Source organism: Gordonia araii NBRC 100433 (assembly GCF_000241265.1).
Classification (GTDB): Bacteria; Actinomycetota; Actinomycetes; order Mycobacteriales; family Mycobacteriaceae; genus Gordonia; species Gordonia araii.
Map to the genome: position 1 here is coordinate 1 of NZ_BAEE01000028.1, position 21,829 is coordinate 21,829.

At 69.6% G+C, this 21,829-nt stretch carries 16 protein-coding genes and 1 pseudogene; 12 read left to right on the plus strand and 5 right to left on the minus strand.

Features of this window, described 5'->3' with window-relative positions; all coding sequences use genetic code 11:
- Window positions 1–202, minus strand: a pseudogene (locus tag GOARA_RS04770) (ABC transporter substrate-binding protein); the annotation flags it as partial.
- On the minus strand, window positions 199–5,337 hold the full coding sequence (locus GOARA_RS04775) for a non-ribosomal peptide synthetase (protein WP_007321168.1): 5,139 nt from the start codon (window positions 5,335–5,337) through the stop codon (window positions 199–201). The pseudogene GOARA_RS04770 and the gene GOARA_RS04775, both read right to left, overlap by 4 nt.
- 45 nt (window positions 5,338–5,382) lie before the next feature.
- Here GOARA_RS04775 and GOARA_RS04780 point away from each other — a divergent pair, with 45 nt between their 5' ends.
- From GOARA_RS04780 to GOARA_RS04800, 5 genes are read left to right on the plus strand one after another with little or no spacing between them, the layout of a single operon-like run.
- Window positions 5,383–7,269 (plus strand): (2,3-dihydroxybenzoyl)adenylate synthase, encoded by a 1,887-nt coding sequence (locus GOARA_RS04780; protein WP_007321169.1) that lies wholly within the window; start codon window positions 5,383–5,385, stop codon window positions 7,267–7,269.
- The gene (locus GOARA_RS04785) at window positions 7,266–8,324 is read left to right on the plus strand and encodes a FecCD family ABC transporter permease (protein WP_007321170.1); all 1,059 of its coding nucleotides are present in this window, start codon (window positions 7,266–7,268) and stop codon (window positions 8,322–8,324) included. Before GOARA_RS04780 ends, GOARA_RS04785 begins: the two co-directional genes overlap by 4 nt.
- Complete coding sequence (locus GOARA_RS04790) at window positions 8,321–9,388, plus strand: FecCD family ABC transporter permease (protein WP_007321171.1); 1,068 nt, start codon at window positions 8,321–8,323, stop codon at window positions 9,386–9,388. Before GOARA_RS04785 ends, GOARA_RS04790 begins: the two co-directional genes overlap by 4 nt.
- Window positions 9,381–10,175: an ABC transporter ATP-binding protein gene (locus GOARA_RS04795; protein WP_306302171.1), complete on the plus strand. Its 795-nt coding sequence runs from the start codon at window positions 9,381–9,383 to the stop codon at window positions 10,173–10,175. The genes GOARA_RS04790 and GOARA_RS04795 overlap by 8 nt, the downstream gene beginning before the upstream one ends.
- Window positions 10,176–10,206: 31 nt before the next feature.
- The gene (locus GOARA_RS04800; protein WP_040521779.1) at window positions 10,207–11,376 is read left to right on the plus strand and encodes an amidohydrolase; all 1,170 of its coding nucleotides are present in this window, start codon (window positions 10,207–10,209) and stop codon (window positions 11,374–11,376) included.
- A gap of 99 nt (window positions 11,377–11,475) precedes the next feature.
- Here GOARA_RS04800 and GOARA_RS04805 read toward each other — a convergent pair whose 3' ends face one another.
- Window positions 11,476–12,591 carry a YncE family protein gene (locus tag GOARA_RS04805; RefSeq protein ID WP_007321174.1) on the minus strand — a complete coding sequence of 372 codons (1,116 nt, stop codon included), beginning with the start codon at window positions 12,589–12,591 and terminating at the stop codon, window positions 11,476–11,478.
- A 584-nt stretch (window positions 12,592–13,175) separates the two neighbouring features.
- On the opposite strand from GOARA_RS04805, the gene groES reads away from it, so the two are divergent.
- Entirely contained in the window at window positions 13,176–13,475 is a 300-nt protein-coding gene (gene groES / locus GOARA_RS04810) for a co-chaperone GroES (protein WP_007321176.1), read from the plus strand.
- An 80-nt stretch (window positions 13,476–13,555) separates the two neighbouring features.
- Here the strand turns inward: groES and GOARA_RS04815 are convergent, their stop codons facing one another.
- A complete protein-coding gene (locus GOARA_RS04815) occupies window positions 13,556–13,852 on the minus strand; it encodes a WhiB family transcriptional regulator (RefSeq protein ID WP_007321177.1) in 297 nt (98 codons plus the stop codon).
- Window positions 13,853–14,078: 226 nt separating this feature from the next.
- On the opposite strand from GOARA_RS04815, the gene GOARA_RS04820 reads away from it, so the two are divergent.
- The 3 genes from GOARA_RS04820 to GOARA_RS18850 all read left to right on the plus strand — a co-directional run bounded on the left by GOARA_RS04820 (window position 14,079) and on the right by GOARA_RS18850 (window position 16,399).
- Window positions 14,079–14,906 (plus strand): hypothetical protein, encoded by an 828-nt coding sequence (locus GOARA_RS04820; RefSeq protein ID WP_007321178.1) that lies wholly within the window; start codon window positions 14,079–14,081, stop codon window positions 14,904–14,906.
- 72 nt (window positions 14,907–14,978) lie between these two features.
- Complete coding sequence (locus GOARA_RS04825; RefSeq protein ID WP_007321179.1) at window positions 14,979–15,566, plus strand: sigma-70 family RNA polymerase sigma factor; 588 nt, start codon at window positions 14,979–14,981, stop codon at window positions 15,564–15,566.
- Window positions 15,563–16,399 carry an anti-sigma-D factor RsdA gene (locus GOARA_RS18850; protein WP_007321180.1) on the plus strand — a complete coding sequence of 279 codons (837 nt, stop codon included), beginning with the start codon at window positions 15,563–15,565 and terminating at the stop codon, window positions 16,397–16,399. The genes GOARA_RS04825 and GOARA_RS18850 overlap by 4 nt, the downstream gene beginning before the upstream one ends.
- Before the next feature lie 25 nt (window positions 16,400–16,424).
- Here the strand turns inward: GOARA_RS18850 and GOARA_RS04835 are convergent, their stop codons facing one another.
- Complete coding sequence (locus tag GOARA_RS04835) at window positions 16,425–16,817, minus strand: DUF5319 domain-containing protein (protein WP_040521790.1); 393 nt, start codon at window positions 16,815–16,817, stop codon at window positions 16,425–16,427.
- Window positions 16,818–16,932: 115 nt separating this feature from the next.
- On the opposite strand from GOARA_RS04835, the gene guaB reads away from it, so the two are divergent.
- The 3 genes from guaB (at window position 16,933) to GOARA_RS04850 (ending at window position 21,810) form a co-directional block, all read left to right on the plus strand.
- Window positions 16,933–18,444, plus strand: a complete 1,512-nt coding sequence (gene guaB / locus GOARA_RS04840) for an IMP dehydrogenase (RefSeq protein WP_040521791.1) — start codon at window positions 16,933–16,935, stop codon at window positions 18,442–18,444.
- A gap of 98 nt (window positions 18,445–18,542) precedes the next feature.
- Window positions 18,543–19,685 (plus strand): GuaB3 family IMP dehydrogenase-related protein, encoded by a 1,143-nt coding sequence (locus GOARA_RS04845; RefSeq protein ID WP_040521781.1) that lies wholly within the window; start codon window positions 18,543–18,545, stop codon window positions 19,683–19,685.
- Window positions 19,686–20,046: 361 nt separating this feature from the next.
- Window positions 20,047–21,810: a GMC oxidoreductase gene (locus GOARA_RS04850; protein ID WP_007321184.1), complete on the plus strand. Its 1,764-nt coding sequence runs from the start codon at window positions 20,047–20,049 to the stop codon at window positions 21,808–21,810.
- The last annotated feature ends 19 nt before the right edge of the window (window positions 21,811–21,829 follow it).

Below are 21,829 nucleotides of genomic sequence, written 5' to 3' on the forward strand. Positions count from 1 at the left end.
AGAGTGCGGAATCGAGCGCGCCTTCGGCGAGGGTGACCACCCGCGTCGGGTTCTTGGGAATCGTGACGCTGCGGTTGGCGGCATCGACGTAGGCCCGGCCGTCCGATGGCGGTGCCGCGGTCTGTTCCGAACCGCATGCGGCCAGCCCGACGGCGAGCAGGCCTCCGGTGACAGTGGTGATGATCCGGGCGGCAAGCCTCATGGTCGCCCTCCCTTTCCAGTCGTCAGATCGCGAAACAGCAGGTGGGCCCACCACGCGAGGTCGTGGCCGCCGGCATAGCGGTGAAGCGTCGCCGGCCACCCGGCCCCCGCCAGCTCGTCGGCCAACGCCGTCACCGGACCGACGAGCAGTCGTTCGTTGCGCCCGACGGCCAGACGCACGGCACGCGGCGCCGAGCCGGCGACTTCGCCCGCGATCCAGCTCCGTTCGTCCACCCACTCGGCGGGCCGGCCGGTCAGGCCGGGTTTCCACCACATCGACGGAGAATACGCGAGTACCTCGTCGACCTCGGCCGGAAACCAGGCGGCCGCGGCCAGCGCGGCGATGCCGCCGAGGCTCTGACCGGCCCAGACGGTCGGCCCGTCGGACAGTCCCAGGGTGCGGCGCGCCGTGGGGAGCACCTCGTCGACGAGGGCGGTGAGGAAGCCCCGGTTCGCGCCGAGCTGTTGCAGCCGGGCCGCGGCGGTGCTCGGCGCGTCGATCCCGAGGAGGGCGATCGGCCCGGCGGATGTCTCACCATCGGGTTCGTCGGCCGCACCGGCGAGCATCGCGGGCAGGTCGCAGGTGTCGAACCACTTGTCGGCGTCGAGGAGGACCGCTAGGCGTGCGGTGCCGGTACCCGCGCCCAGCGGCTCGGTCAGCCGCCACCGCACCGGCTCGGCACCGTCGACGCCGAGCGAATCGAGGGCCAACGTGCCGGTGGCCGCGAGCGGCGGACTCGCGGGCTTCGGCCGACACCACGGGCGAAGGTCGGGGGCAGAGGAACCGCAGAGCACCGAGCCGAAGGGTGAGTCGTCGGCCAGGGGGTTCGCGGGATCGCTCACCGCGCCGCGCGCGACCTCGCGCGAATAGCGCAGTTCACCGTCGTGCAGCGCGGGGTCGTCGGGACCGTACGGGTAGAAGCGGTAGGTCGCCATCGTGTCGCGCGGGACGGAGAACTCCGTGAACCACAGATTCGTCGCCCCCCATCGGCGCATCTGGCCGCGTTCGCCGTGCGCGCCGTCGGTGAGGCGGTTGGCCCACGCGTAGACCCCTGCGCTGCCGGGATCGGCAGTGAACGTGAGCAAGACCCGCTGGCGGTCGGGGTCGTCGGGGTCGTCGGTGAGCAGCGGGGTGCCGTGCACGACGAGGCCGGCGATCACGGCGTCGGGGTCATCGCCCGGATCGCCGTCGACGATGCGCGCGCGCAGTGCGTCGGCGCCGGCCTCGGAGGCGCTGGGCCGGGTCAGGGCGTCGGCGACGGCGGCCAGCGAATCCGGTGCCACCATCCCGGGATGGTTCACCGGGAGGTTGGCGTAGTGCACCGCGCCTCGCACATGTGGCTCCCACGCCAGGGCGGGCAGGAAGTCCTCCGCGCTCTCGGCGGCGGCGAAGTGCCAGGCGTCGCCGTCGATGACGGCCGTCCGGTGGGCGCGCATGAGGGCGGCGAAATGGCTGACGACATCGGTGATGCTGCGGACTTGATCGAGCGTCAGGCTGCCCAGAGCGGCGTGGTTCTCGCGCAAGGCCGCCAGCACGTCGTCGTCGGTGTCGAGGGCGGCGTCGGACTCGGCGCCGGCCATGATGAGCAGTGCCCGCCGCACCTCGGCGGGCGTGGCGGGGGGTTGGTCGGCCCAGCATTCGCTCGGATACGCGTCGAGGAGAGCGACCTGAGCGACCTCTCGACCGCGAGCGGCGGTCTGCGCGGCGATCTCGTGGGCGATGACGCCGCCGACCGACCAGCCCAGCAGGCGCAGCGGGCCGGTCGGGGCGACCGACTCGATGGTGTCGAGATAGTCCCGGGCGACATCGGTCAGGGACGCGGGCAGCGGTCCGGCGTCGGCGTCGCCGCTCAGACCGTCGGCCTGTAGCGCGTACAACCCGGTACTCGTGGGCAGATGCGGAAGCAGGCCGGCGTAACACCAGCCGAGGCCGCCGGCGGGGTGAACGGCGAAGACCGGCGGATCGGCGGATCCGTCGTCGGGAGCGGCGCGCAGGGTCAGCAGGCGGCCGAACGGATCGGCGGACCCGTCCCCGGCGATCCGCTCGGCCAGCGCGGCGATCGACGGTGCGGCGAAGAGGTCGGCGACGCCGACGGGGGTGCCGAGGACCTCGCTGCAGCGCCCGGCCAGCGCCGACGCGCTCAGCGACGTGCCGCCGAGGTCGAAGAAGCTGTCGGTCACCGAGACTTCGTCGCGTCCCAGTGCCTCGGCGAACAACGGCGCGATCGCCAGTTCGGTCGGGGTGCGGGGGGCGGTCACCGCGTCGGAGCCCAGACGCGGCTCGGGCAATTGCCGACGGTCGAGCTTGCCGTTGCGCGTCATCGGAATGGCCTCGAGCACCTCGATCGCGTCGGGAACCATGTACGCGGGCAGCCGGCGGACGAGCTGGTCGCGGACCGCGAACCGATCGACGGGCGCACCGGCGGCGACGACGTAGCCGACGATCACCGTCGTGGATCCGGTGCCCGTCGCGACCTCGCGGGTGACGACGACGGCCTGCTCGATATCGGGAAGATCGGCGAGCGCCGCTTGGATCTCGCCCAGTTCGATGCGCCGGCCGCGCACCTTCACCTGGTCGTCGACGCGCCCGACGTAGATCAGTCGGCCGTGATCGTCGCGGTGCACGAGGTCGCCGGTCGCGTACATCCGCTCGCCGGGGCGGAACGGGTCGGCGACGAAGCGGGTCGCGGTCAGCCCCGGGCGCATCAGGTATCCGCGGGCCAGTTGGATCCCCGCCAGGTAGAGCTCGCCGACGGCGCCGGGAGGCTGCGGGCGCAGCGCCTTGTCGAGGACGTAGGCGCGGGTGTTGGCGATCGGGGAACCGATCGGCACGACGGAGCCGTCCCACTCCGCGTCCGGCGCCCATTCGGTGACGTCGACGGCGGCTTCGGTCGGCCCGTAGAGGTTGTCGATCACGGCCGACGGCAGCAGGTCCCGGCCGCGCCGGAGCACTTCGGGAGGCAGGGCTTCGCCCGAGCACACGATCAGGCGCAGCGCGGCGAGATCGTCCGACGGCGGATCGGCGGCGAGAAAGGCGGCGAGCGCCGACGGGACGAAATGACAGACGGTGACGCCGAAGCCGGCGAATTCCGCGGCGAGCGCCGGGCCGTCGCGTTCGACGCCGGGTGACGCCAGGACCAGGGTGGCGCCGCGGATCAGCGGCCAGAAGAACTCCCACACCGAAACGTCGAAGGAGTAGGGGGTCTTCTGCACGACCCGGTCGTCGTGGGTGAGCGCGAACGTGTCGTCCATCCACCGCAGCCGGTTGACGATGCTGCGGTGCTCGATCACGACGCCCTTCGGGCGACCGGTCGAGCCGGAGGTGAAGATGATGTACGCGGCGTCGCGCGGCGTCGGCGCGCCCGCCCGATCCCCGTCGTCGTCCGTCAGCACGTCGATGTCGAGCGCGAGTTCCCCTGCGCGCCAGTCGGCTTCGGCACCGGCGGGCGGTGTCAGGACGACCCGGGCGCGCGTGTCGTCGAGCATGCCCTCGATCCGGGACGGTGGCAGTTCGGGGTCGATCGGCAGATAGGCCGCCCCGCACGCGAGAACGGCCAACAGTCCGCACACCATTTCCGGCGAGCGGGACAGCCGCAGGGCCACGACACCGCCGGGGCCGACTCCGTGTGTGCGCAACGCCGCGGCGAGATCGTCGACGGCGGCCCGCAACTGCGAGTAGGTGAGTGTGTGGGGGTGCCCACTCGGCGTGGGTGAGGTGCCCACTCGGCGCGGGTGAGGTGCCCACTCGGCGGTGTCGGACCAAAGGAGTGCCGTCCGATCGGCGTGCTCGGCGGCCGCATCGGTGAGCAGCGTCGTCAGCGTCGTCGACTCGGCCTCGTCGACCAGTGCCGGCTGGTCGGTCCGGTTCAGCTCGACGATCTCGAGTGTCGCCTCGCTCGGCAGGGCAACGGGCAGTGAGCCGATCAGCGTGTCGCCGTCGTCCTCGCTGACCCGTGACAGCAGTGCGCGCAGGCGGGCGGCGTGCGCCTCCGCCTCAGCGAGTGTGTAGCGGGCCGGGTTGGCCTCGACCTCCAGGACGAAACCGCCGTCCGGCTGAGGCGATCCGGTCAGCGTCAGATCGTCGACCGGTCCCATCGCGATGTTGCCGACGGTGCCGGCCGCTGCCCCGAAGCGCAGTTGCGGGGTGAAGAACTTGAGGTTGGCGCCCGGTCCGAACAGCGGGGTGTCGGCGCCGACGAGTCCCAGGTCGCGACGCAGCCGGTCGGCGCGATAGCCCACATGCGGCCGGACCGTGCGCAACTCCCGGGCGACACCGCCGATCAGGTCGTCGATCGTCGCGGTGGGTGCGACGGTCACGCGCAGCGGCAGGATGTTGACCTCCGGCTCCATCGTCACCGGTGCGCCGAGTCGGCGATTGGCCCACGGCACGCCGAGGGTGACCGTCGGCTCGCCGGAATAGGCCGCGACGTAGCAGGCGAGCGCTGCCATCAGCGATTCCGCCCAGCCCCGGTCGGTCGCCGACGCGCGGGGAGGCAGCCGGTGCGTGATGCGCAGCGCGCGCTCGCGGGCGAGCGCCGGCTCGGACCGCGATACCGACGGCGGCCGTGCGGTGTCGGCGTAGGCGGCCCAGAAGTCGGCGTCGTCGGCGGTGCCCGCGGTCGCGGACGGATCGGCCGGTGCGAACGGCATATCCGGGCGGGGTTGGCCGGTGACGTCGGCCGTATAGCAGTCGGCGACCCAGCGGAGCAGGCGGGCGAAGGAGTAGCCGTCGACGGCGATGTGGTGAATGCGAGTGATCCATACGTGCCGATCGTGCGCCAGGCGCACGACATCTTGCCCGGAGAGCCGGTCCCCGGCGATCTCGTCGCTGATCGGAGCGGTCGTCATGGCCCCGGCGATGATGCTCTCCAACTCGCCATCGTCGGCGGCGTCGTGAAGCCGCGCTCGATGTTCGCGAGGGTCGGGGGAGATGCGGGGGCCGGATCCGTCGTCGGCGTAGCGGGCGTTGAGCGGGGGAACCTGGCTCAGGCAATCGTCGAGCACGGCGGCGAAACGTTCGGCATCGAACTCGCCGACGATGTCGATCCGCTCGGCGCACTGGTACACCGGCGCGTCCGCGACCTGCAGCTGTGCGAACCAGACGGCAAGCTGCGCGGGTGTTAATTCGTCGTGCAAGATGGACGCTTCCGATCTGGTGCGGTCTGCAGCTTAGGTTAACCTATGGATTACGATCGCCTCGTGGCTGGATATCCCCCTGAGGTGGCGCAACGTTACCGATCTGCCGGTTATTGGATCGGGCAGACGCACGCCGGGATGCTCGCGGAGTCCGCTGCCGCCCACCCCGATTCGGAGGCGGTGCGCGACGAACGCCGCGCGCTGACCTACACCGAACTCCTCGACGGGTCGCGCCGCCTGGCCAACGGGCTGGTCGAGAAGTACGGTCTGCGGCCGGGCGACCGCGCGGTCGTCCAGTTCCCGAACGTCACCGAGTACGTCGAAGTCGTTTTCGCACTGTTCGACGCCGGCGTTCTGCCGGTCTTCGCGCTGGCGAGTCACAGCGCAGCCGAACTCGAAGACCTCGTCGCCCGCTCGGACGCCGCGGCGTTCCTCACGGTCGGCGAGTTCGGCGGAACCGACTTCGCCGCGCATGCCGAGAGGCTCGCCCGGGTGCGTCCGGCCGTGTCGGACGACCGGCCGTTCCACACGATCGTCGCCGACCTGGCCGCACCGGATGCGCTGGCGGCGGCGCGCGGCGAGGACGCGGGGTCGACCGGGAGGTCGGGCGCCCCGTCGGATATCGCCTTCCTCCAGCTTTCCGGCGGCACGACCGGCGCGCCCAAGATGATCGGCCGCACCCACGACGACTACCTCTACTCGGTGCGCGAGTCCGCGCGGATCTGCGGACTCGACGAGTCGTCGGTCTTCGGCGTCGTGTTGCCGGTGTCGCACAACTTCACGATGAGCAGTCCCGGCATCCTCGGCGCGCTGTACGCCGGCTCACGGATCGTGATGGTGCCCGGGACCGATGCGCGCACCGTGCTGTCCACGATCGCCGACCAGCGCATCACCCAGCTATCGGCTGTTCCCCCGCTCGTCGCGACGTGGCTCGACTCGCCGGAATCCGGGCGCTACGACGTGTCGTCGCTGCGGGTGCTGCAGGTCGGCGGTGCGAAACTGTTGGAGACCGTCGCCCGCCGCGTCCCCGACTTGTTCCCCAACGTCACGCTGCAGCAGGTCTTCGGCATGGCCGAAGGGCTGGTCAACTACACCCGGCTCGACGACGACGTCGAGCGCATCGTCTCGACGCAGGGGCGTCCGATCAGCCCCGACGACGAGATCCGCGTCGTCGATGCCGACGGCAACGTGCTGCCCGACGGACAGGAAGGCAGCCTGCAGACCCGCGGGCCGTACACGATCCGCGAGTACTGGGGCGACGCCTCGCCCGAGTCGTTCACCGACGACGGGTTCTACTGCACCGGCGATCGCGTCGTCCGGGATTCCGACGGGTACCTGACGGTCGTCGGGCGCGACAAGGACCAGATCAACCGTGCGGGGGAGAAGATCGCCCCGACCGAGGTCGAGGGCGTCCTGCTGCGCCATCCGGGGGTCCGTGACGCGTCGGTCGTCGGGGCGCCGGACGAACGTCTCGGCGAGCGCATCGTCGCCTACGTCATCCCGTCGTCGTCGGCGGCCGGGGCGGGGGAGGTCCCCGACGAGTTCGTGCTCCGGGGCTTCCTCCGCGAGGCCGGTCTGGCGCGGTTCAAGATCCCCGACGACGTGCTGATCGTCGACGAGTTCCCGACGACGGCCGTCGGCAAGGTCAGTAAGAAGGCCCAGCGCGCTGACGCCGACGTGAAGGCGAAGCCCGAGGATCCCTTCAGCGCGGAGCGGTTGCGCGCCGACCTGGCGGACAAGCTGATGGTCGATCCGGCGGCGTTGACCGGGGCGCTGATGCTCGCCGACAGCGGCATCGATTCGCTGCAGCTGATGGCACTGCTCGACAAGTGGCGCGCCTCCGGTGCGGCCGGACTGGACTTCGAGACGGTGGCCCAGTCGCCGACGATCGACGATCTGATCGCCGCGGTGCGCCAAGCGGGAGCCCGGTGACCGAGGGCGTCGCGGTGCGGGACGCGCGTGCGGACCGGGCCGCCGGTGCTCGTCGCCGGCGCGGTATTCGCCTCGCGGTCATCTGGCTCGGACTGGTCGCCGTGCTCGCCGTCCTCGTGTGGCTGAGCTTGTTCGTCGGTTCGCGCGACGTCAGCGCCGGTGCCGTGTGGGACGCGTTGCGCGGGCGCGATGCGGGCTTCGACTTCGACGCCGTGATCGGCTACCGGGTGCCGCGCGCCGTGCTGGCCGTCCTCGTCGGCGCGGCGCTGGGCGTCTCGGGGCTGCTGATCCAGCGGCTGATGAACAACCCACTCGGCGACCCCCAGATCCTGGGCGTGAACGCCGGTGCCGCTCTCGCCGTCACCCTCGGCATCGGGATCTTCGGACTGACCTCGATCTGGTGGAACATCGGCCTCGCCTTCGTCGGCGCGGTGCTCGCGATGGCCGTCGTCTACGGCCTCGGCACGGCCGGTCGCGGGCCGCTTACCCCGTTGCGCGTGACGATGGCGGGCATCGCGGTCACGGCGGTCCTGACCGGTGCCGTCCGCGGGATCACGCTGCTGTGGCCGAATGCCTTCGAGACGCTGCGCATCTGGGAGGTCGGCTCGGTGGTGGGCCGCGACCTGTCGGTGACCTTGCGGGTCGCTCCGTTCATCGTGGTCGGGATCCTGATCGCCTTCGCCGTCGCCCATGCCGTCGACGTCGCCGGGATGGGCGACGAGATGGCGACGGCCCTCGGGGTGCGCGTCGCGACGATCCGCGTCGTCGCCCTGGTGGCCGTGACGCTGCTGGCGGGAGCCGCGACGGCGGCCGCCGGGCCGATCGGGTTCGTTGGCCTGATGGTGCCGCATGCGATTCGGCTCGCGCTGGGCGTCACCGGGCGCTGCGCGGTGGCGTTCGCCGTCGTGCTCGGCGCCGTGCTGGTGTTGGCCGCCGACGTGATCGGGCGCGTCCTCGTGGTTCCCGACGAGATCCCGGTCGGTATCGTCACCGCTTTCGTCGGCGCCCCGATCCTCATCCTGCTGGTCCGCAATTCGGCGGGGGCGAGCCGATGACGGGGACGATCGACTTCGGCCGACCGCAGCGGGTCGTGCGCGTCGGACGGCTCTCCGAACGGGTGGACGGCCGCTCGCTCGTCGTCGGGCTGGTGCTCGTCGCCGCGCTCGCGGTGGCCTTCTGCGTCGGACTCGTCGCCGCCGACGACGGGGTCGGGTTCGCCAACCTCCCCGACGCGATCACCGGCCACGACCCGCTGGCAAGGCTCGCGATTAGCGAGTGGCAGGTGCCGCGCGTCCTGGCGGCGATCGTGATGGGTGCGGCGATGGCGGCATCCGGCGGCATCTTCCAGCTGCTCACCCGCAACCCGCTGGGCAGCCCGGACCTCATCGGCTTCGGCGTCGGCTCCTACACGGGCGCACTCGTCGCCGCCCTCGTGCTGGGACTGGGCTTCGTCGCCATGGCCACCGGTGCGCTGATCGGCGGTCTGGCGACGGCGGCCGTCGTGTACTTCGTCGCCTACAAGCGCGGTGTCGGAGGATTCCGTCTGGTGATCACCGGTGTCGCGATCAGCGCGATGCTGGCGTCGGTCAACTACTGGCTGATCCTGCGCGCCGATCTCGACGCGGCGATGTCGGCTGCCCAGTGGGGGGCGGGCACCCTCGACACCGGCATCGTCCGCAACTGGTCCTATCTCGGGCCGGCCCTCGCGGTCGCGGGGGTGCTTTTCGTCGTGCTGGCGCTGCTGAGCCGCCGCGCGCGGATCATCGACCTGGGGCCGGATCTGGCCAGGGCCCTGGGCGCCCAGACCCGGGGCGTGTCGATCGCGCTGCCCGTCGTCGGCGTCGCGCTGATCGCCGTCGCGACGACGGTCGCCGGGCCGGTGGCCTTCGTCGCCTTGTCGGCGCCGCACATCGCGCGAGGGCTGTGCCGCTCCGGTCATACCCCGTGGACCGTCACCGCGCTCGTCGGATCCCTGCTGCTCCTGGTGGGCGACATCATCGCGATGTGGGTGTCGGCGGTGATGCGCAGTCCGCTCCCCGTCGGCGTCGTCACCGTGTGCCTGGGCGGTGTCTACCTCTGCTACCTGTTGTTCACCGAGATGAGGCGTGCGCGTGGATAGTCCTGCCAATGATCGGTTGATCGCCCGTGATGTGACGCTCGGCTACGACGGCGGCGCCATCGTCGACGGGCTGAGCCTGACCATTCCCGACGACGAGTTCACGGTCATCATCGGCCCGAACGCGTGCGGCAAGTCGACGCTGCTCAAGTCGCTGGCCCGGGTGCTGGCGCCGCGCAGCGGCAGCGTGGTCCTGGACGGCAAGGTGATCAGCGAATACGCCCCGCGAGAGGTCGCCAAGATCCTCGGGCTGCTGCCACAGTCGTCGACGCCGCCCGAAGACATCCGCGTCGCCGAACTCGTGTCGCGCGGCCGGTTCCCGCATCAGGGCTTCCTGCGCAACTGGTCGCCTGACGACGAACGGATCGTCGCGCAGGCCCTGGCGGCGACCCGGACCACCGAGCTGGCCGACCACCGCGTCGACCAGCTCTCCGGAGGCCAGCGCCAGCGCGTGTGGGTCGCGATGGTCCTCGCGCAGCAGACGCCGCTGATCCTGCTGGACGAGCCGACGACCTTCCTCGACATCGCGCACCAGATCGAACTGCTGGAGCTGTGCCGCGCCCTCAACCGCGAGCAGGGACGCACGGTCGTCGCCGTCCTGCACGACCTCAATCAGGCCTGCCGCTACGCCGATTTCGTGGTCGCGATGCGCGACGGGCGGATCGTCGCACAGGGCGCGCCGGCCGAGGTCGTGACCGAGGAGGTCGTCGAGGAGGTGTTCGGCCTGGCCTGCCGGATCATCGACGATCCGGAGTCCGGGACGCCGTTGGTGATCCCGCGGATGGCCTAGCGTTCCGGCACGGGCCACTATCGTGGCGGACATGACTTCGGTGAGCGGCGTGGACGTCGACGGGCTGCGGGCGTTGCGGCGCGATCTGCACGCGCATCCCGAGCTGGCGTTCGACGAGCACCGGACCGCGGGCGTGATCGCCGACCGCCTGAGGGGACTCGGCGTCGAGGTGACGACCGGAATCGGCGGGACCGGGGTCGTCGGGGTGATCGACGGGACGTCGCCCGGGCCGACCGTCGGTCTGCGCGCCGACATGGACGCCCTGCCCATCACCGAGGAACTGGAACGGCCGCACGCGTCGCAGACGCCGGGCGTCATGCACGCCTGCGGGCACGACGGTCACTGCGCGATGCTGCTCGGCGCCGCCGAGATCCTCGGCGCGGACCGGGATTTCGCGGGCCGGGTCGTGCTCGTCTTCCAGCCGGCCGAGGAGGGCGCGGCCGGCGCCCCCGCGATGCTCGCCGACGGTCTGCTCGAGCGGTTCGGGATCCAGGAGATCTACGGATTGCACAACATCCCGGGTATCGCCGAAGGTGACTTCGCCGTGCGGCCGGGCACACAGCTGGCCTCCTTCGACGACCTCGACATCGTGCTCAGCGCCGCGGGCGGGCACGCGATGGCCCCGCACCTGACCGGCGACGTCATCGTCGCCGGCTCGGCACTGGTGACCGCGCTGCAGACGATCGTCGCCCGCCGGCTGGATCCGACGGTGCCGGCGGTCGTGTCGATCACCCAGTTCACTGCGGGGTCGACGAACAACGTGATCCCGCCCCGGGCACATCTGCGCGGGACCGCGCGCTGCCTCTCGGCGCAGGCCCGCGACGAGATCGAGCGCCTGGTCGGGGAGATCTGCGCGTCGGTGGCGACGAGTCACGGCGTCGAGGTCGAGCTGACCTACGAGCGCCGCTACCCCTGCACGGTGAACGAACCGGCCGCAGCGGCGCGGGTGGCACGCGTCGCCGCAGGCATCGTCGGTCCGCAACGGGTCGATGCCAACTGCGCGGGGATTCTCGCCGCGGAGGACTTCGCCTTCTTCCTGCAGGAGATCCCCGGCGCGTACGCGTTCATCGGGAACGGTCCTATCACCGACGAGCGGGGACCCGTACACAACCCGGCCTACGACTTCAACGACGACATCATCGAGCCGGGAGCCCGGTTCCTGGCCGCGATCGCGCGACAGGCCCTGACCGACCTGTCCTGACGCCGACCGTGCCCAGTTTCCCGCCGACCGTGCCCACCGGTGGTCGAGTGCCGTCGAGGCGCTAGCCGAGAGGGTGTATCGAGACCCGCCGACCGTGTCCTAGCGCGGCGTCAGAACGGTGAGCTGGCCGCTGATGTGTTGCGTGCCGTAGACGATGCCGGTCGCCGGATCGACGACGATGGTGTGCACCGCCTTGCCGCCCGTCGGGATCGTCTTCAGGATGGCGCCGGAGTCGGCGTTGAGCACGGTGATCGTCTTCTTCTGCAGGTTCGCCGTGTACACGAGGCGGCGCTGAGCGTCGATCGCCAGCTTGGACGGCGAGGACTTGGTGTCGATGGTCTTGACGACGCGCAGCGACGCCGGGTCGATTATCGAGATCTTCCCGGTGTCGAAGCTGGAGGCCCAGATGCGGCCGGTGTTCGGGTCGACCTTGGGCCGCGAGTTCGACGGTGTCTTGATCTTCTTGATCACACGGTGGGTGCGCAGATCGACGACCGCGACGAAGTTGTTCGTCTTCGCCTCATAGTCGGCGTTCCCGACGTAAAGGCGCTTGCGGCTGGTATCGATGTCGAGGAACGACGCCTTGTAGAGGTTCGGGATCTCGCCGACGAGGCGACCGGTCGACGACTTGAAGATCCCGACCTTTCCGGTGCCGTTGAATCCGACGTAGAAGCGGTCGGTGGCGGTGTTGGCGACCGCGCCCATCGGGTGCGAGTAGGGCAGCGGGGTCAGGTTGGCGGGGGTGACCCGCTTGGCGTTCATGTTGAACACGGTGATGCCGCTGGCGTGGGCGTTGGTGACCAGGACTCGACCGCGCTTGGAGTCGATGGCGAGGCCGTCGGGCACCTGCGGCGTCGGGATCAGCTCGACCGGGCCGATCATCATCATCCCGCCCGGCTGGTTGGACAGGTCGACGCTGCGCACGGGCCGCTTGGTCGTCGTGTCGAACACGGTGACGCGGGGCTTCACCGGATCGTTGCTCGGAATGAAGTCGCGGCCGGTGGTTCGCATGGGTGCGTTGTTGTCGGCGATGAAGAGCTGCTTGCGCCCCTGGTCGAGCGCAAGCTCGCCGCCGCTCACGACTCCGGCGGGCACCGACGAGACCTGGTAGTCGGGTACCGCGTGCGCGGTCGCGGGGACCAGTAGGGCGGACGATGCCGCGACGACGGTTGCGACGGTTCCGGTGCGGGCCAGCCAGGTACGAGCGAGATTCATGAAGGCAAGCCTAACTTAGGTGGTCGACGAACATCGCCCCAGGGCTCGGTAGGCGGCGCGACGGCAGGTGTGACGTCGGCCACGCGATTTGGTCACAACCCTGTGAGAAAGCTTAGGCTCCCCTAATCAGGGATTCAGTGGCAGAAGAGAGGGGATAACGTGCGGGGGCGGGAGACATTTTCGGGGCGGTCGTCGGTGCAGGGACGCGGGCGAGGGTGTGTGCGAGTGGTCGCCGCGGCGACGCTCAGCCTGTTCGTCGTCGCCTTCGCGACCGGAAACGCGTCGTCAAGATCCCCGGTGAGATTCACACGCTGGCTGTGGATCCGCGTTCGGGCTGGCTCTACGGCACGCAGAACGGCGAGACGGAACTGATGGTGGTGCGTCCGCGGCGACGATGAGCGCCGGCGACGGCAGGTCGACGAGAATCAGCACAACCCAACCTTGAGTGCTGGCACTCTCGGGTATAGAGTGCTAGTTGGCACTGTGAGAAGCCCGCGTTCACCCGCGACGACGGGGGCTTGCACGAGCAGGGCCACAAACGTCATCGTTTTTCGTTCAGGAAATGAAAGTAGAGGACTCACATCGTGGCGAGTGTGAACATCAAGCCGCTTGAGGACAAGATCCTGGTCCAGGCGCTCGAGGCCGAGACCACCACCGCTTCCGGCCTGGTGATCCCGGACACGGCGAAGGAGAAGCCCCAGGAGGGCAAAGTCATCGCCGTGGGCCCCGGTCGCTGGGACGAGGACGGCGAGAAGCGGATCCCGGTGGACGTGGCCGAGGGCGACACCGTCGTCTACAGCAAGTACGGCGGCACCGAGATCAAGTACGACGGCCAGGACTACCTGATCCTGTCCGCCCGCGACGTGCTTGCCGTCATCGGCTAGCTCCAACCGCTCGGAACGACACCGCCCCGGATCCGCTGGATCCGGGGCGGTGTTCTTTGGTCTGCTTGTTTCCGGCCGAGTCAGCCGGCGAGGTTTCCGCGCCGACCGCGGTTCTTCAGGATCATGGCGCGTTCGGACTCGCCGAGTCCGCCCCAGATCCCGTAGGGCTCGCCGACGCGCAGCGCGTGCTCGCGGCACTGGACGAGTACCGGGCAGTCCTGGCACAACTCTTTCGCGCGGCGCTCGCGCCGCACGCGCGCGTGGCCGCGTTCGCCGTCGGGATGGAAGAAGACCGAGGAGGCCTCTCCTCGGCATGTGCCGAGGCGTTGCCAATCCCAGATATCGGCATTGGGACCGGGCAGCTGGGGAATCGACATGACGATCTCCTTCTGTGGTCACTGGCCCTTTCGGGCCCTGTGTCGGGCTCCCTTGTGGGGTGCTCTGCGGCCACATTAAACAAGCGCTCCAGCAAAAGTCAATTTAACGAATTCGCGATAGCGCATAGTAAAAATTGGCCCAGATTTAACGCTTTAGTTACTGGTCAGAACTAGTTTGATCTGATACTGAAGGGCGGCCCCGGGGCCGTGAACTACCGTGTCTTCCATGGCGGAGCAGGCGTGGGCGAGTGCCCGCTGGCGTGAGGCCGTCGGCCACGGTTCTCGTGGAGCGGTGGCGCGCGGGAGAGCCGTTCTCGACGAACTCGATCCGGCCCTGCGCCACTCCGGCGACGTCGATGCCCGTGCGATGCGTTCGCTGGCCTTGAGTACGCGGGCGTCGTGGCTGCGTCAGGCCGGGCGACACGACTTCGCCGCCGGGCTCGACGGCCGTGCCGCCGTCGAGGTCGCGGATCAGTTCCCCTCGCCGCGGCCGGGTTGGGCGCGCGCCGCGGTGGGCGACGCGCTCGTCGGGCTCGCCGCCGACAACCTGGGGCTCGGACGGTTCGACTCGTCGTCGCGATTGCTGATACGTGCCGGCGATGTCCTCGTGGGAAGGGGCGAGAACGAGCCGGCTTCCGAGTCGGTCGACGACTGGCTCGTCGACGGCCGGGTGGTCCTGCGCTGGCATTGGGTCAATGCCGAGAACGCGCTGTACCGCGGTGACGCCGACACCGGCAGGCAATGGGCCGAACGTGCGGCGAACCTGGCCGCCGAATGCCCCTCGACGCATCACAAGGTCAAGACGCGGTTGATCGTCGCGGCAGCGATGGCGGCCGAGGGCGACTCCGCTGCGGCAACGGAACGGGCACGCGAGGTCGTCGAGGACGCGTCCACCGCCGGGCTCTTGCCGCTGCAATGGGCCGGCCTGCAGATGGTCGTCGCGCTCTCGCCCGCCGGTGCCGAACTCGCCCGGCTGAACGATGTGACCGCGAAGTTGCGCGAATCGGGCTTTTTCCGGGTGGGGATTTCGTGTCCCGCGGGGACCGCGGGCTAGGCTGGCTCAGATGTGCGCCCGGACCCGTCTACAGCTCGCGCACAGGTTGTAACACGGAAACCGCAGCGGACGATGAAACTCACAGGTGATGCGCTTAACGAGGCCGTCCTGGCAGCAGCCGGGGGGGATCGCCGAGCGCTAGCCGCCGTCCTCGAAAGTGTGCAGGAACCGCTGCTGCGCTACTGCCGTGGGCGGATCGGAGTCGGAGAGCGACATTTGTTCTCCGCCGACGACATCGCGCAGGAGGCGTTGATGGCGGTGATGACGGCACTGCCCAGGTACAGGGACGAAGGGCGCCCCTTCCTGGCGTTCGCCTACGGAATCGCTTCACACAAGGTCGCCGACGCGATGCGGATGGTCAGCCGGTCCAAAGCCGACCCGACCGACGAAATGCCCGAGCGGGTCAACTTCCTCGACAGTCCGGAGCAGCTAGCTCTCGACGCCGAGGGGAATCGTCGGATGACGGCATTGCTGGCGACCCTGCCGGACAAGCAGCGCGAGATTCTAGTACTGCGCCTGGTCGTCGGATTGACTGCCGAAGAGACCGCGGACGCGGTGGGCTCGACGCCCGGTGCCGTCCGCGTCGCTCAGCACCGTGCGCTGACGAAACTGCGCGGCGAACTGCAGGACCAACGAGACGAGAAAGGGCAACGCCGATGAGCGATCTGATGCCCACCGAGGGTGGCGACGTCGCCGATCTCGACGTCGCCGACATCACTCGCGACGACGAGATGGTCGAAGCGCTCAGTCTCGGCCTGCCGGTCGTCGCCGATACCTCCGTCGACTTCGAACTCGCCGAGCTGCTGGTGGGATGGCGCACCACGGTGCACCGGGCCCCGGCCCCCGAGCCGATCACCGTCGACGATGTGGAAACGGCTATCGCCGCGCGCTCCACGAAGACCTCTCGTCGCGCCGTTCGGCACCTGAGGCTCGTCGCCGGGGCAGCCGCCGTCATCGGTGTCGCCCTCGGTGGACTGACGATGCTGTCCAAGGGGGCCACCCCCGAGGATCCGCTGTGGGCGATCAAGAAGGTCGTCTACTCCTCGCAAGCCGTGCAGACGCAGGCTTCCTACGATGCGCGCAACAACCTCGAGGAGGCGGAGAAGCTGCTCGCGGCCGGCAAGCCCGAACAGGCTCAGCAGTATCTGCACCGCGCACAGGCCAACATGGCTCCGGTGCAGAACAAGGAAGCGCGCGCGCAGATGGACGAGTGGATCGGACGCCTCGCGACGTCGGTGGAAGCGTCCATCAAGGCCGCGACTCCGCCCGCGCCGCCGAAGAAGACCGCGGCCAAGCCGAAGCCGCCCGCGCCCACGGTGACCGACGAGATGCCGACCTACACCCAGCAGGCCCCGCCGCAGCAGACTCAGCCGCCGCAGCAACAGGCTCCGCCGCAACAACAACAGCGACCCGAGCCCACTCAACCGCAGCAGCGCCCGGGCAACCCCGGATGGCGACCGCCTCGGCCGCCGATCACGATCCTGCCGAACTGATCTTTATCCGGCTGATCGGCGAGACTCAGCGACGCCCGCGTCCGCGGTGTGCCTGGCCGTCGGCATAGCCGCGGCAGTAGTCCCAGGTGACGTAATCCTCGGGACGAGGGTCCAGCGCCGGTTCATGCGGGCGGACGGTGCCGTCGGCGAGCAGCTGCTGCAGGTTGGCGCGCAGCATGTCCCAGTCGTGGTAGTGATCTTCGTTGCAGTCGTCGCACATGACGACGAGACCGCGCACTCCCTGCGGCGCCAGCAAGGATTCGTAGACGGCGAGGTCGGCCAGATCTTCCTCGACAGCGAGCCGCTCCGCGAGGTCCAGCGGAATGCCGGGCTCGACAGAGTCGAGCGCCCCGGCGGGGTCGCTCGGGTCGTCGGCGAAGGGGTCCGGCGGCAGGCCGGGCGGATACTGGTTGGCCACGCCTATACCGTAGCCGATCCGTGAGCCGGTCCAGCGCAGCGAACCGTCTGTGACCGGCGACATCACCGGGCGGGAGGCCGGTGAGCGGTGTGCGGCGAACCGCTACGATGGGGCAATGGCGAATGTGCGGACAGGCGGCGACGATCCCGCCAAGGTTGCGATGCTCGGCTTGACGTTCGACGATGTCCTGCTGCTGCCGGCCGCGTCGGACGTGATCCCGTCCGAAGTCGACACTTCTTCGCGTCTGACCAAGAGCGTTTCCCTGCGCGTGCCGCTGGTCTCCTCGGCCATGGACACCGTGACCGAGGCCCGGATGGCGATCGCCATGGCCCGTGCCGGCGGCATGGGTGTGCTGCACCGCAATCTGTCGGTCGAGTCGCAGGCGAGCCAGGTCGAGACGGTGAAGCGGTCCGAGGCCGGAATGGTGACCGACCCGGTGACCTGCTCGCCGACCAACACCCTCGCCGAGGTCGACGCGATGTGCGCGCGTTACCGCATTTCCGGGTTGCCCGTCGTCGACGGCGCCGGTGAGCTCGTCGGCATCATCACCAACCGCGACATGCGGTTCGAGGTCGACCAGAACCGTCCGGTGTCGGAGGTGATGACGCCGGCACCGCTGATCACCGCGCAAGAGGGCGTCTCCGCCGATGCCGCGCTGAACCTGTTGCGGCGCCACAAGATCGAGAAGCTGCCCATCGTCGACGGTGCGGGCAAGCTGACCGGGCTCATCACCGTCAAAGACTTCGTGAAGACCGAACAGCATCCGCTGGCGACCAAGGACGCCGACGGCCGGCTGCTCGTCGGAGCGGCCGTCGGTGCGGGTGACGAGGCATGGACCCGGGCTATGACGCTGGCCGACGCCGGCGTCGACGTGCTCGTCGTCGACAGCGCCCACGGTCACTCGCGCGGCGTGCTCGACATGATCGGCAAGCTCAAGGCCGAAGTCGGCGATCGCGTTCAGCTCGTCGGCGGCAACGTCGCCACCCGCTCGGGTGCGGAGGCGCTCATCGAAGCCGGGGTCGACGCGGTCAAGGTCGGCGTCGGGCCGGGCTCCATCTGCACGACCCGCGTCGTGGCCGGGGTGGGCGCACCGCAGATCACCGCGATCATGGAGGCCGTCGCCGCCTGCCGGGCGGCCGACGTTCCGGTGATCGCCGACGGCGGACTGCAGTACTCCGGTGACATCGCCAAGGCGCTGGCGGCCGGCGCGTCGACGGCGATGCTGGGCTCGCTGCTCGCCGGCACCGCCGAGTCGCCGGGCGAACTCATCCTGGTCAACGGCAAGCAGTTCAAGAGCTACCGCGGCATGGGGTCGCTGGGGGCGATGCAGGGCCGCGGCCAGGGCAAGTCCTACTCGAAGGACCGCTACTTCCAGGATGACGTGCTCGCCGAGGAGAAGCTGGTACCCGAGGGGATCGAGGGCCGCGTGCCGTTCCGCGGACCGCTCGCCGAGGTCATCCACCAGCTGGTCGGCGGCCTGCGGGCGGCGATGGGATACACCGGCTCGTCGTCGATCGGCGAGTTGCAGCACGCGCAGTTCGTGCAGATCACCGCGGCCGGGCTCAAAGAGTCCCACCCGCACGATGTGACGCTGACCGCCGAAGCGCCCAACTACTATTCACGCTGACGGTGCTTGGCGCCGGGAGCGATAGCGAGCTGGCCGAACCATTTCGGCCGGTGTCATGGTGATGCCGCCGAAGGGGCTGGCAGGAAGGCGCGGTCGTCGTGCGTGATCTTGTGGAATTTGGGATGGGGCGGACGGCCCGGCGGACCTACGAGCTGGACGACATCAGCATCGTCCCGTCGCGGCGGACCCGGTCGTCGAAGGATGTGTCGACGGCATGGCAGATCGACGCCTACCGGTTCGGTGCGCCGATCCTCTCGCATCCGACCGATGCGCTGATGTCGCCGGATACCGCCATCGAGCTGGGACGCCTCGGCGGGCTCGGCGTTCTCAACGGTGAAGGACTGTGGGCGCGTCACCGCGACGCCGACGACAAACTCGCGGCGTTGCGCGACGTCGCCGAGAACGACCCGGACCCCCGAGCCGCCGTCCGCTTCCTGCAGCAGCTTCATGCGCAGAAGATCGACACCGGACTGCTGGCCGAAGCCGTTTCGCGGATCCGGGACGCCGGTGTGACGGCCGCCGTCCGGGTCAGCCCGCAGCACGCCGCCGAGCTGACGCCGAGCCTGATCAAAGCCGGCGTCGAGCTGCTCGTCGTGCACGGAACCATCATCTCGGCCGAGCACGTCGCCGACGGGGGAGGCGACCCGCTCAACCTCAAGACGTTCATCGCCGACCTGGAGGTCCCGGTGATCGCCGGCGGCGTCCACGACCACCGCACCGCGCTGCACCTGATGCGCACCGGGGCGGCCGGTGTGATCGTCGGCTACGGCGCGACCGAGGGGTCGACGACGACGAACGACGTGCTGGGCATCGGCGTCCCGATGGCGACGGCGATCGCCGACGCGGCCGCAGCCCGCCGCGACTACCTCGACGAGACCGGCGGCCGCTATGTGCACGTGCTCGCCGACGGCGACATCAACACGTCCGGCGATCTGGCCAAGGCGATCGCCTGCGGTGCCGACGCGGTCGTGCTGGGCACGCCGCTGGCCTCGGCGGCCAGCGCCCCCGGCGGCGGCTGGTACTGGACCCCTCCGGCGGCGCACCCGGACACCCCGCGCGGCGCGATGCTGCAGATCGCCACCCCCGACGACCGGCCGACTCTCGAGCAGATCATCCTCGGCCCGTCCGACGACCCGTTCGGCGAGCTGAACCTCGTCGGCGCGCTGCGCCGGTCGATGGCCAAGGCCGGGTACAACGATCTCAAGGAGTTCCAGAAGGTAGGGCTCTCGGTTCGCGCCTGACCAGCAGATCCGCCGAGTGGGCACCTCACCTCCGCCGACTGGGCACCTCACCCACGCCGACTGGGCACCTCACCCACGCCGACTGGGCACCTGCGGTGGTCTCGATACACCGAGTCGCTGCGCTCCTCGGCACTCGACCACCCAATACAGCTCCGCCTCTAGTCGCCGAGTGGGCACCTCACTCACGTCGAGTGGGCACCTCACCCACGTCGAGTGGGCACCTCACCCACGTCGAGTGGGCACCTCACCCCTGCCGAGTGGGCACCTCACCCCTGCCGAGTGGGCACCCGCCGTCGGCCACTGTGCCCTGGGTCACGGGGTATGACAATGAGCGATGTGACATGGGGTCTATGATCAATCCATGTCTCGCAGCCCACAAGACAGTCATTTTGACGTGCTCATCATCGGTTCCGGATTCGGAGGCAGCGTCAGTGCGCTGCGCCTGACGGAGAAGGGGTATCGAGTCGGCGTACTCGAGGCCGGCCGCCGATTCACCGACGACCAGTTCGCCAAGACCAGTTGGCGCCTGCGCAAGTTCGTCTGGGCCCCGAAACTCGGGTTGCTCGGCGTGCAGCGCATCCACCTGCTCAAGGACGTGATGATCCTGGCCGGCGCCGGTGTGGGCGGCGGCTCGCTGAACTACGCGAACACGCTGTACAAGCCGCCGTCGCCGTTCTTCAACGACAAACAGTGGGCCCACATCACCGACTGGGAGTCCGAACTCAGCCCGCACTACGACCAGGCCAGCCGCATGCTCGGCGTCGTGAAGAACCCCACGTTCACCAACTCCGACCGGGTGATGAAGGAGGTCGCCGAGGAGATGGGCGTCGGCGAAACCTTCGTCGCGACGCCCGTCGGCGTGTTCTTCGGTGAGAAGACCGGCGGCGAGGGGTCACCCGGCCAAACCGTGCCCGACCCGTACTTCGGCGGCGCGGGACCGGAGCGGACCGCGTGCACCGAATGCGGAGCGTGCATGACCGGCTGCCGTGTCGGCGCCAAGAACACCCTGGTCAAGAACTACCTGGGCCTGGCCGAGTCCGCGGGAGCCCAGGTCGTCGAGCGCACCACCGTTGACGGGCTGCGCCAGCTTCCCGACGGCACGTGGGAGGTGTCGACGCACGGTTCGTCGTCGTGGGGACCGTTCGGGCGCCGTCGCCGCATCTTCACCGCCGACAATGTGGTCATGGCGGCGGGAACGTTCAACACGCAGAAGCTGATGCACGCGGCCAAGCTCTCCACGCTGCCGAAGATCTCCGACGCGATGGGCGTGCTGACCCGCACGAATTCCGAGTCGATCCTCGGTGCGATGAGCACGAAGATCGACCCCGAGAACGATTACTCGCAAGGTGTCGCGATCACATCGTCGTTCCACCCCGACGAGTCGACGCACATTGAGCCGGTCCGCTACGGCAAGGGATCGAACGCGATGGCCTACCTGCAGACGGTGCTCACCGACGGTGGCTCGCGACTCAACCGGATTGGCCAAGCGCTCAAGCAGTTCCTGCTCCACCCGACGTGGCTGCCGCGGCTGCTCGTCCCGCGCGGCTGGAGTCAGAAGACCGTAATCGCGCTGGTCATGCAGTCGTCGGACAACTCGCTGACGACCTTCGTCCGCAAGCGCGGACCCTTCAAGTATGTGACCAGCCGCCAGGGGCACGGCGAGCCGAACCCGACGTGGATTCCCGCGGGCAACGAGGCGACCCGACGGATCGCCGACAAGCTCGACGGCGGCATCGCCGGCGGGACGTGGGGCGACATCTTCAACATCCCGCTGACGGCCCACTACCTGGGCGGCTGCGTGATCTCCGACGATCCCTCGTCGGGTGTCATCGACCCGTACCACCGGGTGTGGAACTACCCGTCGCTGTATGTGGTCGACGGTGCGTCGATCACCGCGAACCTCGGCGTGAACCCGTCGCTCTCGATCAGCGCGCAGGCCGAGCGTGCCGCGTCGCTGTGGCCGAACAAGGGTGAAGCCGACCAGCGTCCGGCGCAGGGATTGCCGTACGCGCGGATCGCGCCGGTCGCTCCGGTATCACCGGTCGTTCCGGAGGGCGCGCCCGGCGCGCTGCGCCTGCCGATCACGCCGGTGCGGGCGAAGCAGAAGGAGAAGGCCGCCGGCTAGGCGGTCACCGTCTGCTGAG

Bases quoted from the DNA above. Each gene is read 5' to 3' on its own strand.
- GOARA_RS04790 (WP_007321171.1), top strand. From the start codon at position 8,321: ATGACGGGGACGATCGACTTCGGCCGACCGCAGCGGGTCGTGCGCGTC.
- GOARA_RS04825 (WP_007321179.1), top strand. From the start codon at position 14,979: ATGAAACTCACAGGTGATGCGCTTAACGAGGCCGTCCTGGCAGCAGCC.
- GOARA_RS04780 (WP_007321169.1), top strand. From the start codon at position 5,383: ATGGATTACGATCGCCTCGTGGCTGGATATCCCCCTGAGGTGGCGCAA.
- GOARA_RS04805 (WP_007321174.1), bottom strand. From the start codon at position 12,591: ATGAATCTCGCTCGTACCTGGCTGGCCCGCACCGGAACCGTCGCAACC.
- GOARA_RS04850 (WP_007321184.1), top strand. From the start codon at position 20,047: ATGTCTCGCAGCCCACAAGACAGTCATTTTGACGTGCTCATCATCGGT.
- GOARA_RS04820 (WP_007321178.1), top strand. From the start codon at position 14,079: ATGGCGGAGCAGGCGTGGGCGAGTGCCCGCTGGCGTGAGGCCGTCGGC.
- guaB (WP_040521791.1), top strand. From the start codon at position 16,933: ATGGCGAATGTGCGGACAGGCGGCGACGATCCCGCCAAGGTTGCGATG.
- GOARA_RS04815 (WP_007321177.1), bottom strand. From the start codon at position 13,852: ATGTCGATTCCCCAGCTGCCCGGTCCCAATGCCGATATCTGGGATTGG.
- GOARA_RS18850 (WP_007321180.1), top strand. From the start codon at position 15,563: ATGAGCGATCTGATGCCCACCGAGGGTGGCGACGTCGCCGATCTCGAC.
- GOARA_RS04800 (WP_040521779.1), top strand. From the start codon at position 10,207: ATGACTTCGGTGAGCGGCGTGGACGTCGACGGGCTGCGGGCGTTGCGG.